General features: G+C 72.5%; 15 protein-coding genes. 7 read left to right on the forward strand and 8 right to left on the reverse strand.

Annotated elements, in window-relative coordinates:
• Positions 1 to 2 precede the first annotated feature (2 nt).
• Both AB0B29_RS24330 and AB0B29_RS24335 read left to right on the forward strand, forming a co-directional pair.
• Positions 3 to 770 (forward strand): urease accessory protein UreD, encoded by a 768-nt coding sequence (locus AB0B29_RS24330; protein WP_362243778.1) that lies wholly within the window; start codon positions 3 to 5, stop codon positions 768 to 770.
• 173 nt (positions 771 to 943) lie between these two features.
• Positions 944 to 2539 carry an alpha/beta hydrolase gene (locus tag AB0B29_RS24335; protein WP_362243410.1) on the forward strand — a complete coding sequence of 532 codons (1596 nt, stop codon included), beginning with the start codon at positions 944 to 946 and terminating at the stop codon, positions 2537 to 2539.
• Positions 2540 to 2589: 50 nt separating this feature from the next.
• On the opposite strand, the gene AB0B29_RS24340 is transcribed toward AB0B29_RS24335, so the two are convergent.
• The gene (locus AB0B29_RS24340; RefSeq protein ID WP_362243412.1) at positions 2590 to 3621 is read right to left on the reverse strand and encodes an NAD-dependent epimerase/dehydratase family protein; all 1032 of its coding nucleotides are present in this window, start codon (positions 3619 to 3621) and stop codon (positions 2590 to 2592) included.
• A 59-nt stretch (positions 3622 to 3680) separates the two neighbouring features.
• Positions 3681 to 4400, reverse strand: a complete 720-nt coding sequence (locus AB0B29_RS24345; protein WP_362243415.1) for a lysophospholipid acyltransferase family protein — start codon at positions 4398 to 4400, stop codon at positions 3681 to 3683.
• Positions 4401 to 4751: 351 nt separating this feature from the next.
• On the opposite strand from AB0B29_RS24345, the gene AB0B29_RS24350 reads away from it, so the two are divergent.
• A complete protein-coding gene (locus tag AB0B29_RS24350) occupies positions 4752 to 5207 on the forward strand; it encodes an RpiB/LacA/LacB family sugar-phosphate isomerase (protein WP_362243417.1) in 456 nt (151 codons plus the stop codon).
• A 17-nt stretch (positions 5208 to 5224) separates the two neighbouring features.
• On the opposite strand, the gene AB0B29_RS24355 is transcribed toward AB0B29_RS24350, so the two are convergent.
• The 5 genes from AB0B29_RS24355 to AB0B29_RS24375 form a co-directional block, all read right to left on the reverse strand.
• On the reverse strand, positions 5225 to 6463 hold the full coding sequence (locus tag AB0B29_RS24355) for a PP2C family protein-serine/threonine phosphatase (RefSeq protein WP_362243420.1): 1239 nt from the start codon (positions 6461 to 6463) through the stop codon (positions 5225 to 5227).
• A gap of 66 nt (positions 6464 to 6529) precedes the next feature.
• On the reverse strand, positions 6530 to 8989 hold the full coding sequence (locus AB0B29_RS24360) for a SpoIIE family protein phosphatase (protein ID WP_362243423.1): 2460 nt from the start codon (positions 8987 to 8989) through the stop codon (positions 6530 to 6532).
• A 271-nt stretch (positions 8990 to 9260) separates the two neighbouring features.
• Positions 9261 to 10532 (reverse strand): ornithine--oxo-acid transaminase, encoded by a 1272-nt coding sequence (gene rocD, locus AB0B29_RS24365; protein ID WP_362243426.1) that lies wholly within the window; start codon positions 10530 to 10532, stop codon positions 9261 to 9263.
• Positions 10529 to 11359: a dimethylargininase gene (gene ddaH, locus AB0B29_RS24370; RefSeq protein WP_362243429.1), complete on the reverse strand. Its 831-nt coding sequence runs from the start codon at positions 11357 to 11359 to the stop codon at positions 10529 to 10531. The genes rocD and ddaH overlap by 4 nt, the downstream gene beginning before the upstream one ends.
• Positions 11360 to 11485: 126 nt before the next feature.
• Positions 11486 to 12001 carry an Lrp/AsnC family transcriptional regulator gene (locus tag AB0B29_RS24375; protein ID WP_142165257.1) on the reverse strand — a complete coding sequence of 172 codons (516 nt, stop codon included), beginning with the start codon at positions 11999 to 12001 and terminating at the stop codon, positions 11486 to 11488.
• A gap of 122 nt (positions 12002 to 12123) precedes the next feature.
• Here AB0B29_RS24375 and AB0B29_RS24380 point away from each other — a divergent pair, with 122 nt between their 5' ends.
• The 4 genes from AB0B29_RS24380 to AB0B29_RS24395 are packed head-to-tail and all read left to right on the forward strand — an operon-like array spanning position 12124 to position 16235.
• Positions 12124 to 12873: a LytR/AlgR family response regulator transcription factor gene (locus AB0B29_RS24380; RefSeq protein WP_053674358.1), complete on the forward strand. Its 750-nt coding sequence runs from the start codon at positions 12124 to 12126 to the stop codon at positions 12871 to 12873.
• Between the two features lie 2 nt (positions 12874 to 12875).
• A complete protein-coding gene (locus AB0B29_RS24385) occupies positions 12876 to 13274 on the forward strand; it encodes a hypothetical protein (protein WP_362243779.1) in 399 nt (132 codons plus the stop codon).
• Between the two features lie 37 nt (positions 13275 to 13311).
• Positions 13312 to 15024 (forward strand): cation acetate symporter, encoded by a 1713-nt coding sequence (locus AB0B29_RS24390; RefSeq protein WP_362243432.1) that lies wholly within the window; start codon positions 13312 to 13314, stop codon positions 15022 to 15024.
• Positions 15021 to 16235, forward strand: coding sequence for a sensor histidine kinase (locus tag AB0B29_RS24395; protein ID WP_362243435.1), 1215 nt, complete (start codon positions 15021 to 15023; stop codon positions 16233 to 16235). Before AB0B29_RS24390 ends, AB0B29_RS24395 begins: the two co-directional genes overlap by 4 nt.
• 58 nt (positions 16236 to 16293) lie before the next feature.
• Here AB0B29_RS24395 and AB0B29_RS24400 read toward each other — a convergent pair whose 3' ends face one another.
• Positions 16294 to 16473 carry a hypothetical protein gene (locus AB0B29_RS24400; protein WP_362243437.1) on the reverse strand — a complete coding sequence of 60 codons (180 nt, stop codon included), beginning with the start codon at positions 16471 to 16473 and terminating at the stop codon, positions 16294 to 16296.
• Positions 16474 to 16496: the final 23 nt, after the last annotated feature.

Below are 16496 nucleotides of genomic sequence, written 5' to 3' on the forward strand. Positions count from 1 at the left end.
GCATGCGTGCCGGTGCCGGGGTGCGGTCCCTCGCGCGGATCGAGGCCCGGGACGACGGGCGTGGCGGGACCTCGCTGCCCGTGCTGGAGAGCGACGGGCCCCTGGCACTGCGGCGCACCCGGGCCTCCGGCTCCGAGGCGCGGGTCATGCTGGTCGGCGCGATGAGCGGGCCGCTCGGCGGTGACCACTTCACCGTGGAGGGCCGGGTGGCGGAAGGAGCGCGGCTGTCCGTCGGGTCGGCCGCCGCCACCATCGCGCTGCCCGGGCAGGCGAAGGGCGAGGCCCGCTACGACGTCCGGCTCGAGGTCGCCGGTCATGGCGAACTGCACTGGCTTCCCGAGCAGTTGATCTCCGCCCAGGGCAGCGACCTGTACGTCACCACCCGCGTCGAGCTCGCACCCACCGCCCGGCTCGTGCTGCGCGAGGAGCAGGTGCTCGGACGCGTCGGCGAGGAACCGGGGCGGCTCACGAGCCGTCTGACCGTGCGGGTGGCCGGGCAGGCCGTCCTCGACCAGGAACTGTCCTGCGGGCCCGGCGCGCCGGGCGGCTGGGACGGGCCCGCAGTGCTGGCAGGGCATCGCGCCGTCGGTCAGCTGGTCGTGGTGCGGCCGGAGTTCGCCGACGAACCGGTGACGGCCGGGGTGCTGGGGGAGGGAGCCTCGCTGGTGCCGCTCGCCGGGCCCGCCGCGCTGGTGACCGCGGTGGCGCCGGACGCCCTCCGGCTCAGGCGACTGCTCGACGAGGCCCTGTCGTCCCTGCGGCAGACCTAGGCGCCGTCCCCTCCGGACCGGGCGCCCGTCCCGACGGACGCGAGCGTCCGGAGAGAAGTACACCTTCTCCGTTTATCGGATTGGCAAAGAAGAGCGCCCGACCCTGTTGTCAGGGACCCCACAACAGGGAGGATCCCCCGTACTGATCTCAACGAGGTACGGGGAGGTCCCCCTTGAGGGGTTCGAGACCGAAGAGGCGGGTGGCGGCGTTCGGTTCGGCCGGCGCGCTCGTCACGGCCACGCTGATAGCCGGCGCCGTCGCGGCGCCCGCCGCGAGCGCGGGCAGCGGCCACGGCCAGGACCGGGAGGCCAAGGGCGCCGCGATCGCCGCCGCCCGGGCCGCGAAGGCCGGCATCGACTGGCAGGACTGCCCCGCCGACTGGAACCTGGCCAAGCCGATCCAGTGCGGGTACGTCACCGTGCCGCTCGACTACGCCAAGCCGTACGGCAAGCAGATCAAGCTCGCCGTCGACCACATCGGCAACACCGGCACGCAGGCCGAGCGGCAGGGCGCGCTCGTCTACAACCCGGGCGGCCCCGGCGGCTCCGGGCTGCGCTTCCCGACCCGGGTCACCAACAAGAACGCCGTCTGGGCCAACGTGGCCAAGGCCTATGACTTCGTGGGCTTCGACCCGCGCGGCGTCGGCAGGTCCGCGCCCATCTCCTGCGTCGACCCCCAGGAGTTCGTCAAGGCGCCCAAGGCCGACCCGGTGCCCGACTCCGAGGCGGACAAGCTCGCCCAGCGCAAGCTGGCCCGCGAGTACGCCGAAGGCTGCCAGGAGCGCAGCGGCGCGATGCTGCCGCACATGACCACGCCGAACACCGCGCGCGACCTCGACGTCATCCGCGCTGCCCTCGGCGAGAAGAAGCTCAACTTCCTCGGCGTCTCCTACGGCACCTACCTGGGCGCCGTCTACGGCACCCTCTTCCCGGGGCACGTGCGCCGCATGGTCGTCGACAGCGTGGTCAACCCCTCGCGGGACAAGATCTGGTACCAGGCCAACCTGGACCAGGACGTGGCGTTCGAGGGCCGCTGGAAGGACTGGCAGGACTGGGTCGCCGCGAACGACGCGACCTACCACCTGGGCACCACCCGCGGCGCCGTCCAGGCGAAGTGGCTGGAGCTGCGCGCCACCGCGAAGAAGAACCCCATCGGCGGGGTCGTCGGCCCGGCCGAGCTCATCTCCTTCTTCCAGAGCGCCCCGTACTACGACTCCTCGTGGGCACCGGTCGCGTCGGTCTTCAGCAAGTACGTCGCCGGCGACACCCAGGCGCTCGTCGACGCAGCCGCCCCGGATCTGTCGGACACGGCCGGCAACGCGTCCTCGGAGAACGGCAACGCCGTCTACACCGCCGTGGAGTGCGCCGATGCCAAGTGGCCCACCGACTGGCGCACGTGGGACCGCGACAACACGCGGCTGCACAAGGATCACCCGTTCATGACCTGGGCCAACGCCTGGATGAACCTGCCGTGCGCGACCTGGCCGGCCAAGCAGCAGACGCCGTTGAACGTCAAGACCGGCAAGGGCCTGCCCGGCGTGCTCATCGTCCAGTCCGAACGGGACGCGGCCACTCCGTACGAGGGCGCCGTGGAGCTGCACAAGCGGTTCAAGGGCTCCCGCCTGATCACGGAGAAGGACGCGGGCTCCCACGGCGTCACCAGCCTGGTGAACCCCTGTATCAATCCCCGGGTGGACAGCTACCTGCTCACCGGCAAGCTGGACGGCGCCGACGTGACCTGCGCGCCGCACGCCACGCCGAAGCCGTAGCCGTCGTCCGACGGTGGTGAGGGGCGGCCGGGACACCGGCAGCCCCTTCTTCATGCCTGCCGGGCCGCGAACCAGGCGTCCTCCGCCGCATAGTCGAAGAGGTCCGGGTAGGCACGGGCGAGGGTGGGGAACGCCTGCCGCCAGTCCTGGCGGGACAGCCGGCGAGTGAGCCACTCGACCGTCTCCGGCAGGCTGTCCCGGTAGGTCACGACCGGCCGGTAGCCCAGCTCCCGTTCCGCGGCGGACATGTCGCACAGCACCGGCTGTTCCACCGACCAGGGCGTACGGCCCACGGACGCCTGCGCGGGCCCGTCCAGCGTGACCGTCTCCGTCGCCACGCCCATGACCGCGTCCACCGCTACCCCGATCTGCGCCACGGTCGGCGGCTGCGGATCGCAGGCGTTGAGCACCCGCGAGCCCGGCCGGTTCGCCGCCAGCCGGATCAGTTCGGCGACGTTGCGCGCCGCCGAGGTGTGGAAGAGGCTCTCACCCCGGAACGCGAGCACCCTCCTGCGTCGGCCGTCGAGGTTCCGTTTGACGAAGTACAGCTCGCGGGGGAGCGGACTGTACGGGCCGTGGACCGCGCCCGGGCGCAGTACGGTCGTGGGCAACCGGTCGGCGGCCGCGAGGAGTTCACGCTCCAGGGCCACCTTGCCCGTGCTGTACGTGGCGTCGCCCGGAGAGACCGTGACCTGGTCCTCCGGGATCGGCACCGGGTAGTCCGGCAGCCCGTCCGGCTCGCCCATCGTGTCGAAGCCGCGGCCCTTGCCGTCCTCGTAGACCGACACCGTCGACACCACCACGGCCGCGCCGATCCGGTCGGCCAGGCCCGTGAGCTGCCGTGCGTGCCGGGCCCCGTAGGCGACCAGGTCGACCACGAGGTCGCAGCCGTCGCCGATCAGAGCGCCGAGGGCCGCGTCGTCCTCCCGGTCCAGCCGCGGCGTCCGCACCTCTGCGGGCCAGTCGTCCCGCCGGCCGCCGCCGCGTGAGGCGGCGGTCACCTCCCAGCCGTCCCGCACCAGCGCCGCCACCGCCGGTCCGCCGATCTGCCCGCCCGCCCCGATCACCACAGCTCGTCTCATGCCGCGACCGTAGATCGCCGGCGGCCGGCCGGGGAACGGGCTTCTGCCGACAGCAGAGCTCAACTAAGGGGCATGCGCCGGAACTTCCGCTCCTTCGTGGCGGCTGCCTCCTCGGCCTTCACCACGGCCGCGTAGCGGTCGACGTACTCCTGCTCGGACAGGGAGAGGATCGCGTACATGATCTCGTCGGTGATGGCGCGCAGGACGGCCTTCTCGTTCTCCATGCCCTCGTAGCGGGAGAAGTCGAGGGGCTTGCCGAAGCGGATCACCACGGGGTGGATGTTGGGGATGACCTTGCCGGGCGGCTGGGCCTCGAAGGTGCCGATCATCGCGCAGGGAATCACCGGGACGCCGGCCTTGAGAGCCATCACCGCCACCCCGACCTTGCCCTTGTAGAGCCGGCCGTCGTGCGAGCGGGTGCCCTCCGGGTAGATGCCGAGCAGTTCGTCCTTGCTCAGCACCCCCAGGCCCTCGCGGATCGCGGCCTGGCCGGCGTCCTTGCCTGAGCGGTCGACCGGGATCTGCCCCGCGCTGCGGAAGAAGAAGGCCGTCAGGCGGCCCTTGACCCCGGGGCCCGTGAAGTACTCGGCCTTCGCGAGGAAGGTGATGCGCCGTTTGAGGATGGCGGGCATCAGGAAGTGGTCCGAGAACGACAGGTGGTTGCCGGCGATGATGGCGGCGCCCTCCGCGGGCACGTGCTCCAAGCCCTCTATCCGAGGCCGGAAGACCAGTCGCAGCAGCGGACCCAGCAGCACGTATTTCAGCAGGTAGTAGAACAAAGCGGGCGCTCCTCGACTCTCGCGGTGGCCTCAACCGCCGCGTTCCAGCAGGTCAACCGGCATGTCGTGGGGTGCCAGTGTAGGTGTAGGCGCGGTCACCGGGCACCTCGTGCGGGCGGAGGGCACAGATCCTTCGCCAATTGACTGATGGTCAGTCAGGCGCGTGTGTCCGGTGATGCTCCTGCGGCTGGGGAGGGTCGCGGGACCAGCGTGCTGGGCCACCCGGGTGACGGGCAAGCCGAACGGGTGGGGTGGCGCGATCGCGGGGGTGCGTGACCTGCCGGTGGCTCTTGCGGGCTCGACGGCCGCTGTGGGTCGGCCTCGGCGCCCTTCGCGAGTAACCTGCCAGGCATGCGGATCGCTGTTTCCTCGGACATGGACGAACCCGTCGCCCGCTCCCTCGTGGCCGCCCTGCGCGAGCGGGGTCATGAGGTGCGCCCGCACGGCGCGCTGCGCCCGGGCGACGACCCGCAATGGGCGGTGTGCTCCGAGGCGGCGGCCCGCGAGGTCGCCGACGGTACGGCGGACCAGGCGGTGGTGTGCTGCTGGACCGGCACGGGCGCCTCGATCGCCGCGAACAAGGTGCCCGGCGTACGGGCCGCCCTGTGCACGGACTCCTACACGGCCGACGGGGCGCGCCGCTGGAACGACGCCAACGTGCTCGCGCTCAGCCTGCGGCTGACGTCGCAGCCGCTGCTGACGGAGATCCTCGACGCGTGGTTCGCCGGTGAGCCCAGCGCGGACGCCGAGGACCGGCAGAACGTCGACCGCGTCCGGCTGCTCGACCACGGCAAGGCCCGCATGTAGCTCACAACCGGAGCGGGTCACAGCCGCACGATGATCAGCGCGGTGTCGTCGGTGGCACCGCCGTGTGGCAGCAAGTCCAGAAGAACCGTGTCGGCGAGCGTCTCGGGGTCCTGGTCCCGATGGTCGCGCAGGGCGTCGGCGAGCCGGTCCAGGCCTTTGTCGATGTCCTCGTGGCGCCGTTCGATCAGGCCGTCGGTGTAGAGCACGAGCGTGGCGCCGGGTGCGTACGTGGTCTCTGCCTGAGGTCTCGGGATCGGGTCCGGGCGGGCGTCGAGCGGGGTGTCCGTGGCCTGGTCGAGGAACTCCGTGCGGCCGTCTGCGTGGACGAGCACGGGCGGGGGATGGCCGGCGCTGCTGTACGTGATGAGGTGGCGGTCGCAGTCGATGAAGGTCGTGGTGGCGGTCGCCGACTCGGCCCCGTCGATGACGTGGGCGTAGCGCCCCAGCACGTCCAGGGCCTGGGCCGGCCCGTCGGCGACCCGGGAGGCGGCGCTGAGCGCGCTGCGCAGCTGACCCATCACACCGGCGGCCTCCAGCCCGTGCCCCACCACGTCGCCCACCGCCACACCGATCCGGTCGCCGCCCACCAGATCGACCAGGTCGTACCAGTCGCCGCACACGTTGAGCGCACCCACGGCGGGCCGGTACCGCACGGCGGTCCGGTGACGGCGGACCTGCCGGGGTGCGGGGAGCATCGCCGCTTGGAGCGCCAGCGCCACCTCCCGCTCCCGGGAGTGCGCCTGGCGCAGCCGTTCGTTGAGCTCCTGCAGCTCCCGGGCGCGGGTGTACAGCTCGGCCTCCAGCACACTGGCCCGGCTGCCCCGGTCCCCCGGAGAGCCGCCCCGGGCCCGGATCAGCTCCGTGACCTCCTCTACCCGGTGCAGTACCAGCACTACCTTGCCGTCCGAGCCCAGCAGCGGCGCGTTCACCGGGCTCCAGTAGCGCTTCTGCCACTCGCCGGGCCGCTCGGGGTCCTCGACGTCGTACCGCTGCAGGGCCATGGCGTCGCGCTCCCCGGTGGCAAGGACGCGGTACAACGAGGCCTCCAGATTGCGCATGCCCGTCGCGGCCGGGTCGTTCGGATTGTCCGGGAAGACGTCGAACAGGTACTGGCCGATCAGCTGCTCCCGCGAGCGGCCGGACACGCGGACGAACTCGTCGTTGACGTCCGCGTACACGAGTTCGGGCGTCAGGAGCGCCACCATGCCGGGCAGGGCCTTGAACACCGCACCGTAGTCGATCGCCGTCTCCGCCATGGCTGCCGCCTCATCGCCGCCGGGGTCACACCAGTTTCGCACGGTATGGGCGAACTCCGGATGTACTCACCCGGGCCGATCAGTCAGGGACTGCTCGGCCCAGATGACCTTCCCCTCGGGAACGAACCGCGTGCCCCACCGCTGCGTGAGCTGCGAGACCAGCAACAGCCCGCGCCCGCCCTCGTCCGTCGTCCGGGGGTGGCGCAGATGGGGCGCGGTGGCACCACCGTCGAGGACCTCGCAGACCAGGGCACGCTCCCTGATCAGCCGGAGCCGGATGGACCCGGTGGCGTACCGGATGGCGTTGGTGACGAGCTCGCTCACCACCAGCTCCGTGGTGAAGGCCAGCTCCTCAAGGCCCCAGTGCGCGAGCTGCCGGGTGGCCGTGCGGCGGGCGTCGGCGACCACGGCAGGGTCCGACGGCAGGTCCCAGGCAGCGACTTGATCGCTGCCGAGACGTCTCGTCCGGGCCATCAGCAGGGCCACGTCGTCGTACGGGCGGGCCGGGACCAGCGCGTCGACCACGGAACGGCAGTACGACTCCAGCGGGCCCGTCCGCTCCAGGGCCCGGCGCAGCCGTTCCCGGCCCGCGTCGACGGCCCAGATCTCGCTCCGGGCCAGCAGCCCGTCGGTGTGCAGCGCCAGCGTGCTGCCCTCCGGCAGGGTCAGCTCGACCGCCTCGAAGGGCGGGCCGCCGACGCCGAGCGGAGGCCCCTGCGGCAGTTCGACGAAGCCGACCGAGCCGTCGGGCCGTACCACGGCCGGGGCGGGATGCCCGGCCGCGGCCAGCGCACACCCCCCGTCGACCGGGTCGTAGACGGCGTACAGGCAACCGGAGCCCACGCCCTGCGTGCCCGCGGAGCCCATGGTCCCGGGCTCCGCGCCCTCCTCCCGCGCCGAACGCGCCACCAGGTCGTCGAGGTGCGCCAGCACCTCCGCGGGCGGCAGATCCAGCGCCGCCAGGGTCCGCACGGCGGTCCGCAACTGCCCCATGGCCGCGGCGGCGTCGATCCCGTGCCCCGGCACCTCGCCCACGACCAGTGCCACACGCGCCCCCGACAGCGGGATGAGGTCGTACCAGTCGCCGCCGAGACCGGTCAGCTCGTCCGCCGGCCGGTAGCACGCGGCCACCTCGACGGCGTCCTGTTCGGGCAGGCGGTGGGGGAGCAGACTGCGCTGCAGGACGAGCGCGGCGTCCCGCTCGCGGGTGTAGCGACGGGCGTTGTCCACGCAGACGCCCGCGCGGGCGACGAGGTCCTCGGCCAGCCGCAGGTCCTCGTCGTCGAAGTGCTCCCGGTGGTCGCGCCGGTAGAAGGTCGTGATGCCGAGGGTGATGCCGCGCGAGCGGATCGGCACGGTCATCACGCTGTGCAGGCCCAGCTCCCGGAACGTCGCCCTGCGGCCGCTCGGGGTCCTCGTGGTCCAGTCCCGGGTCAGGGGGTCGAGCCGCTCGGCGCGCCAGGACCGTCCCGTGGCCAGACAGCGGAAGGGCGGCGTCCCGGCCCGGAAGGCCACCCCCTCACCGATCTCGATGACGGCCTCCACGAGATCGTCCTGCGCGGACCGGTAGCCGGCGCGGCGCAGCTCCACCGGCTCCTCCGAGTCCGCGAGCGGCCCGGGCACCGGCTCGCCGCCCCGCAGCACCGACTCCAGCAGGTCGACGGTGACGAAGTCGGCCAGCCCCGGCACGGCCACGTCCGCCAGTTCCTGCGCGGTGCGCGTGAGGTCGAGACTGCGACCGATACTCTCGCCCGCCCGGTCGAGCAGAGCCAGCCGCTGTCGCGCCCGGTGCCGCTCGGTCATGTCCACGACCGTGTAGTACACGCCGATCGGATGACCCCGGTCGTCCTCGAGGCGTGTGAACGACAGCATGTGCGCCGTCTCGCGCAGCGGGGCAGAGCGCACGTGCCCGACGTGCTCGTAGCCGACCACCGGCTCGCCGGTCTCCAGCACGTGCCGCATCTGCGCCTCGACCGCCTGGGCGTCCATGCCCGGCTGCACGTCCGCGAAGCGCAGCCCGAGCCGGCGCGCCGCCGGGCCGCCGCCGAACTGCTCCAGGGCGGCGTTCGACCACACGAAGCGCAGGTCCGTGTCCACGATCGCGATGCCGACCGGGGCGCCCGCCGCCATCTGCTCCAGGACCGTGCGGCTCATGTCCCAGCCGGGGGCGTCGGACAGCTCCGACAGGAGCAGCAGCCAGCGGGCGCCGCCCTGTGCCTCCTCGGCCGAGACGATCCGGGCCGCGACCTTCACCGGCCGTCCGTCCCTGCGGCGGGCCGTCAGCAGCCCCGTCCAGCCGCCGTCCCTGCGGCACCGCTCCACCAGGTCCGGTACGCGCTGTGCGTCCTCGGCGGCCAGCAGGTCGGCCAGCTTCCTGCCGACCGCCTCGGCAGCCGGGTACGCCAGCAGCCGCCGGGCAGCATCGGTCCAGCCCGTCACCACGCCCTGCGGATCGAGCAACAGGGGCGCCGCGTCGGCCACATCGAACCGCTGCCGGGTAACGCCGTCCACCTCGTCTGCGCCCACGGCCGACCTCTCTGTCGCTGAGAGTGGTCTACCACCTCTTGCCTCAATCTTCACCCTTCCGGCGACGCGGGGCGGCTTGTGCGGGGCCGGTCGGGGCTCGTGCCGGACGTGGCGGACACCGGACGAACCACGGCGGCCGACGTGCGGACGAGTACGTCCGCCAGGGTCGGCTGCGCGGTGGTACGGCGGCCGACGCCGGGACGGCGAGCGCCGACACGCCGCCCACCCGACCTGGGCGCCGCCCACGCCGAGCCCGGCGCCGACCAGCCCCTTACCCCAGTGCCTTCTCCAGTGCACCCAGGGCGCCCGTCAGCTCCTCGGCCGTGATGGTGAGCGGTGGGGCCAGGCGGATCGTCGAGCCGTGGGTGTCCTTCGCCAGGACCCCCTGGCGCATCAGCCGCTCGCTGATCTCGCGGCCGGTGCCGAGTGCGGGATCGATGTCGACGCCCGCCCACAGCCCGCGCGAGCGGAAGCCCACCACGCCCTTGCCGACCAGCCCCGCCAGACCGTCGCGCAGGATCGCGCCCAGCTCGGCCGCGCGGCGCTGGAACTCGCCGGTCTCCAGCAACTCCACCACCGCCGTTCCGACCGCCGCCGCCAGCGGGTTGCCGCCGAACGTCGAGCCGTGCTCACCCGGGTGCAGCACCCCGAGCACCTCCCGGCGCCCGACCACCGCCGACACCGGCACGATGCCGCCGCCCAGCGCCTTGCCCAGCAGCAGCACGTCCGGCACCACCGGCTCGTGCTCCACCGCCAGCGTGCGGCCCGTACGGCCGAGCCCGGACTGGATCTCGTCCGCGATGAACAGACAGCCCTTGCGGCGCGTCAGCTCCCGCACGCCGGCCAGATAGCCCTCGTCCGGGATGATCACCCCCGCCTCGCCCTGGATCGGCTCGATCAGCACCGCCGCCGTCGTCTCGTCGACGGCCGCCTCCATCGCGGCCAGGTCGTTGTACGGCACCACCCGGAACCCCGGGGTGTACGGACCGAAGCCCGCCCGGGCCGTCTCGTCGGTCGAGAAGCTGACGATCGTCGTCGTACGCCCGTGGAAGTTGTCCGCCGCGACCACGATCGTCGCCCGGTCGGCCGGTACGCCCTTGACGTCGTAGGCCCACTTGCGGGCCACCTTCACCCCGCTCTCCACCGCCTCCGCGCCGGTGTTCATGGGCAGCACCATGTCCATACCGGTCAGTGCCGCCAGCCGCTCAGCGAACTCCGCGAGCCGGTCGTTGTGGAAGGCGCGCGAGGTGAGCGTCAGCCGGTCCAGCTGCCGGTGGGCCGCCTCGATCAGCGCGGGGTGCCGGTGGCCGAAGTTGAGGGCCGAGTAGCCGGCCAGCATGTCGAGGTAGCGCCGCCCCTCCACGTCCTCCACCCAGGTGCCCTCGGCGCGGGCGACGACCACCGGCAGCGGGTGGTAGGTGTGCGCGAGGACCGGCTCCTCCGCGCGGATCAGCTCCTGCGAGCCACGCGTCTCCTGCGCGTCACGGGCCTCCCGCGGGCCACGGGCTCCCTGCGGGTCCTCGGTGCGGACGGGTGCGGTCATGAGCGGATCTCCCGGATCTCCTGGGTGCAGCACTTGATGCCGCCACCGGCCTTGTGGAACTCGGACAGGTCGACGGGCACGGGGACGTAACCGCGGTCGGCCAGTTGCCCGGCCAGGCCCGTCGCCCCCGGTGGGATGAACACGTGGCGTCCGTCGGAGACGGAGTTGAGCCCGAACGCCATCGCGTCCTCGCGGGTGGCGAGCACCGCGTCCGGGTACAGCCGGGCCAGCACCTCGCGGCTGCCCGGCGAGAACGCCTCGGGGTAGTAGGCGATGTTCCCGTCGTGCCCCTCGTCCAGGACGAACAGCGCCGTGTCCAGGTGGTAGAAGTACGGATCCACCAACGTCAGGCTGATCACCGGCGTCCCGAAGTACTCCTGGACCTCGCTGTGGGCCTCCCTGGTCGTCCGGAAGCCCGTCCCGGCCAGGATCCAGCGGCCGGCCGGCACCAGGTCGCCCTCCCCTTCGCACACCGACTCGGGGTGGTGGACGTCGTAGCCCTCCGTCTTGAACCACGCCTCGTACGGCACGGACTCGGGACGGCGCTCGGGCGCGTGGAAGAGCGAGCCGAAGACGCGGCCGTCGACGACGACCGCCGCGTTCGCGGCGAAAACCATGTCGGGCAGGCCGGGAACGGGTTTCACACTGTCCACGGTATGGCCGTGGACACGGTAGGTGTCGACCAGCGCCTGCCACTGGTCCAGGGCGCGGATGACGTCGACCGGTTCGTCGGGATGCATCCACGGGTTGATCGCGTACTGCACGGCGAAGTGTCTGGGTTCGCAGACGAGGTAGCGCCGCCGGCGCGGCACACGGGAGTCGGGCACAGAGGGGTCCCTCCGCTTCCTCACGGTGTGTGACTGGGGGTTGACACAACGGTAGGAACCGGGGGTGGTGCCCGACAAGAAACAAAGGTTGCGCGTTCGCGCAGGAACGCTGCGTCTTCCAGGCGCTCAGCGCACGTCTGCTGCGCCGCCGGGAACCCCCTCCGGGGCCGGATGGCTCGCGCCCGCCTCCGGGCTCTCCGGCAGCAGGTGGGACAGCACCATCACGCTGATCGTCTTCCGGATGAACGGCTCCTGCCGGATCCGTTCCAGTACCTCCTCGAAGTGCTCCACGTCCCGCGCCCGCACGTGCAGCAGCGCGTCCGCACCGCCCGTCACGGTCATCGCCGCGGCGATCTCCGGGTAGTCGCGCACCACCTCGGCCAGGCGCCGCGGCGGGGCGGCCCCCTCGCAGTACACCTCGACGTAGGCCTCCGTGCGCCAGCCCAGCGCCGACGGCTTCACCGTCGCGGAGAAGCCGGTGATCACGCCCGTCTCGCGCAACCGGTCGACCCGCCGCTTGACCGCCGTGGCCGACAGCCCGATCGCCGTGCCGATCTCGGCGAACGACGTCCTCGCGTTCGCCATCAACGCGGTGATGATCTTCCGGTCGAGTTCGTCGAACGGCGTGGACCTGCTGTTCATGGGCGCACTGTATCCACCGGCACCCCGGCTCGCGCCCCGCCGGGCGCGAGCACCGCATCCAGCGGACGCGTCCACCCCCGGCACATGTCCAGACGTACGGATCACCCCTACACTCCGGGTTCATGCTGCGTGCCCTGGCTGTCGACGACGAACGCCCCTCCCTGGAGGAGCTGCTCTACCTGCTGCACGCCGACCCCCGCATCGGCAGCGCGGAGGGCGCCGGCGACGCGACCGAGGCGCTGCGCCGCATGAACCGCGCCCTGGAGTCCGGCCCGGGCGGGCCCGAGGCCATCGACGTCGTCTTCCTCGACATCCAGATGCCCGGCCTCGACGGTCTCGACCTCGCCCGGCTGCTCACCGGCTTCGCCCGGCCGCCGCTGGTCGTGTTCGTCACCGCACACGAGGACTTCGCCGTGCAGGCCTTCGACCTCAAGGCCGTCGACTACGTCCTCAAACCGGTCCGCAAGGAACGCCTCGCCGAGGCCGTCCGCAGAGCCGCAGAACTGCGCGGAGCCGCCCCGCGCATTCCCGTGCACGAACCCGACCCGGACCACATACCCGTCGAACTCGGCGGCGTGACCCGCTTCGTCGCCGTCGACGACATCACCCACGTCGAAGCCCAGGGCGACTACGCCCGTCTGCACACCGACAAGGGCAGCCATCTGGTGCGCATCCCGCTGTCCACCCTCGAGGAGCGCTGGCGCACCCGCGGCTTCGTCCGCATCCACCGCCGCCACCTCGTCGCCCTGCGCCACATCGGCGAACTCCGCCTTGACGCGGGCACCGTCAGCGTCCTCGTCGGCTCAGAGGAACTCCAGGTCAGCCGCCGCCACACGCGCGAACTGCGCGACCTGCTCATGCGGAGGCCGTGACGGTGCCCCAGGACCCCACCGAACGCCGCGTCGTCGTCACCGGCCCGCCGCGGCAGACCCTTCCCCACGCCCGGCTCCGCTCGCGCGGCCGGTACCCCCAGGCCTCCTCCGGCCACTACCGTCCGCGCACCGAGATCGACGAGCAGACCACCCTCGGCCACACCTACGTCCGCTCCCTGATGCGCACCCAACTGCGGGCCGCCCTCACCGTGTTCGCGGTCCTCGGCCTGCTCGTCGGCCCGCTCCCGCTGCTCTTCGCGGCGATGCCCGACACCCGCCGCCTCGAATGGGCCGTCCTCGGCTTCGGCCTCTACGTCCCGCTCGTGCTGCTCGCCCGCTGGTACGTCCGCCGCGCCGAACGCAACGAACGCGACTTCGTGCGCCTCGTCGAAGACCGCTGAAGTCCCATGAAGTCCCACCGATGAACTCCGGCCTCCGATGAACTCCAGCTACGCCGTCCCCGCCGTCGCCCTCGTCGTCGTCGCCACCGTCCTCGTCGGCGCCTTCGGCCTGCGCATCTCCCGCACCACCTCCGACTTCTACGTCGCCTCCCGCACCGTCGGCCCCCGCCTCAACGCCGCCGCCATCAGCGGCGAGTACCTCTCCGCCGCCTCCTTCCTCGGCATAGCGGGACTCGTCCTCGTCCAGGGCCCCGACATGCTCTGGTACCCGGTCGGCTACACCGCCGGCTACCTGGTCCTGTTGATCTTCGTCGCCGCCCCGCTGCGCCGCTCCGGCGCCTACACCCTCCCCGACTTCGCCGAGGCGCGCCTCGCCTCCCAGGCCGTGCGCCGGCTGGCCGGCGCCTTCGTCGTCGGCGTCGGCTGGCTGTACCTGCTGCCGCAGCTCCAGGGCGCCGGACTGACCCTGACCGTGCTGACGGGGGCGCCCGACTGGCTCGGAGGGGTGATCGTCGCCGTCGTCGTGACCGCCACCGTGGCCGCCGGCGGCATGCGCAGCATCACCTTCGTCCAGGCCTTCCAGTACTGGCTGAAACTCACCGCCCTGCTCGTCCCCGCCCTGTTCCTGGTCCTCACCTGGCAGAGCGACGGAGCACCCCGGCACGCCTTCGACGAACCGGCCAGCTTCCGCGAGCAGCGTGTCGTGCGCGTCGACGACTCGATCGACCTGAAACTGGACCGGCCCCTGAGCGTCACGGTGACCGGCACCGTGGACGGTCGGACCCACACCGGCGCGCGCCTGGAACTCACCGCCGGAAACCACCACATCGAGCGCGGCACCCGGCTCACCTTCGCCCGGGGCGCCCCCGTCCCCGAGGCCGAGCGCAGCGGCGGCGACCTGTCCCCGTCACAGGCCGAGAGCCGGGAGGAACGCCCGCTGTACGCCACGTACGGACTGATCCTCGCCACGTTCCTCGGCACCATGGGCCTGCCGCACGTCGTGGTCCGCTTCTACACCAGCCCGCACGGCGTCGCCGCCCGCCGCACCACCGTCGCGGTCCTCGGCCTGATCGGCGTCTTCTACCTCCTGCCTCCCGTCTACGGCGCCCTCGGCCGCCTCTACGCCCCGGAGCTGACCCTCACCGGCGACCCGGACGCCGCCGTCCTGCTGCTGCCCGACCGCATGATCGGGGGAGTGGGCGGCGACCTGCTGGGCGCGCTGGTCGCCGGGGGCGCCTTCGCCGCGTTCCTGTCCACCGCCTCGGGCCTGACCATGGCGGTCGCGGGCGTCCTCACCCAGGACGTCCTGCCGTCCCGGGGCGTACGGCACTTCCGGCTCGGTACGGTCCTCGCCATGGCCGTGCCCCTCGCGGCGAGCGTCCTGGTCGGCGGGCTGCCGGTGGCCGACGCCGTCGGGCTGGCCTTCGCCGTCTCGGCGTCCTCGTTCTGCCCGCTGCTGGTCCTCGGCATCTGGTGGCGGCGGCTGACCCCGCCCGGAGCCGCCGCCGGGATGCTGGTCGGCGGCGGTTCCGCCCTGCTCGCCGTCGCCGCGACCATGGCGGGCTACCCGGGCCAGGGAGCCGCCCTGCACGCCCTGCTCGCCTGGCCCGCGCTGTGGTCGGTGCCCCTGGGCTTCCTCACCATGATCCTGGTGTCCCTGGCCACCCCCGGCCGGGTCCCGCCCGGCACCGCGGCGGTCCTGGCCCGGTTCCACCTGCCCGAGGAACTGCGCTCCGAGGTGACGGCATGAGCGGGTTCCTGGCGGGGTTGTGCGTCGCCGTGCTCCCGGTGCTCGCCCTCGGGGTCTGGCTCGGCCGGCGCACCGCACGGGCCAAGAGCCTCGCCGGCCTCGGCACTCCCGTCGAGCACGCCACCTTCGAGACCCTGCACACGGCGTCCCTCGCCGCGCCCCCGCTGCGGGCCGGCCTGACGGAGGAGACCGCCCGCAAGTCCGCCCGCAAACTCCGCTCCCTGCTGGGAACGGACGCCCTGTGCCTCACCGACCGGGAGCAGGTCCTGGTCTGGGACGGTGACGGCTCCCACCACCGCACCGAGATCATGGAACGCCTCACTGGCGCCCTGGAAACCGGCCGCGGCGAGGCCTTGCGGCTCACCTGCGACAGCCTCGACTGCTCGGTGCGCTGGGCGGTCGTCGCCCCGCTCACCGTCGACGACCGGGTGCACGGCGCGCTCGTGGCCTGCGCACCGCGTGAGTCGGCGGTGCTCGTCCGGGCCGCCGGCGAGGTCGCCCGCTGGGTCTCGGTCCAGCTGGAACTGGCCGATCTCGACCAGTCCCGCACCCGCCTCATCGAGGCCGAGATCAAGGCGCTGCGGGCCCAGATCTCCCCGCACTTCATCTTCAACTCGCTCGCGGTGATCGCCTCGTTCGTCCGCACCGACCCCGAGCGCGCCCGGGAACTGCTCCTCGAGTTCGCCGACTTCACCCGCTACTCGTTCCGCCGGCACGGCGACTTCACCACCCTCGCCGAGGAGCTCCACGCCATCGACCACTACCTGGCGCTGGTGCGGGCACGCTTCGGCGACCGCCTCTCCGTCACCCTGCAGATAGCGCCGGAGGTGCTGCCGGTGACCCTGCCGTTCCTGTGCCTTCAGCCACTCGTCGAGAACGCCGTCAAGCACGGCTTGGAGGGCAAGGCCCCGTCCTCGGGCAAGTGCCACATCCAGATCACCGCACAGGACGCGGGCGCCGAAGCCCTCGTGGTGATCGAGGACGACGGCGCCGGCATGGACCCCGGCCTGCTTCGCCGCATCCTCGCCCGCGAGATGAGCCCCTCGGGCGGCATCGGCCTGTCCAACGTCGACGACCGGCTCCGCCAGGTCTACGGCGACGACTACGGGCTCGTCATCGAAACCGCCGTGGGAGCCGGCATGAAGATCACCGTCCGGCTCCCCAAGTACCAGCCCGGCGTGCACTCGGCGGGGCGGCTGGCCAGCGGATGAGCCCCCAGCGGCTGACAGGGAAGTGAGCCGCGCCACCGGCTGACCGGGCGGTGATCCGTCAGGTGCTGCGCGTGGTGACCACCAGTCCCAGCGTGATCAGGCCCAGGACGACCCAGCCGAACCACAGCCAGCCGTTGCTCCCGAGCGCCACCGTGTAGGCCGTCACCAGGACCAGCCCGCCCAGCGTGAGCGCTCCCATGGTCTTCGTCGAGTTGGAACCGTTCGTGGAACCGGGCATCGCAACACCCTCCTCGGGTTCGG

This window comes from Streptomyces tibetensis (assembly GCF_040647715.1).
Classification (GTDB): domain Bacteria; phylum Actinomycetota; class Actinomycetes; order Streptomycetales; family Streptomycetaceae; genus Streptomyces; species Streptomyces tibetensis_A.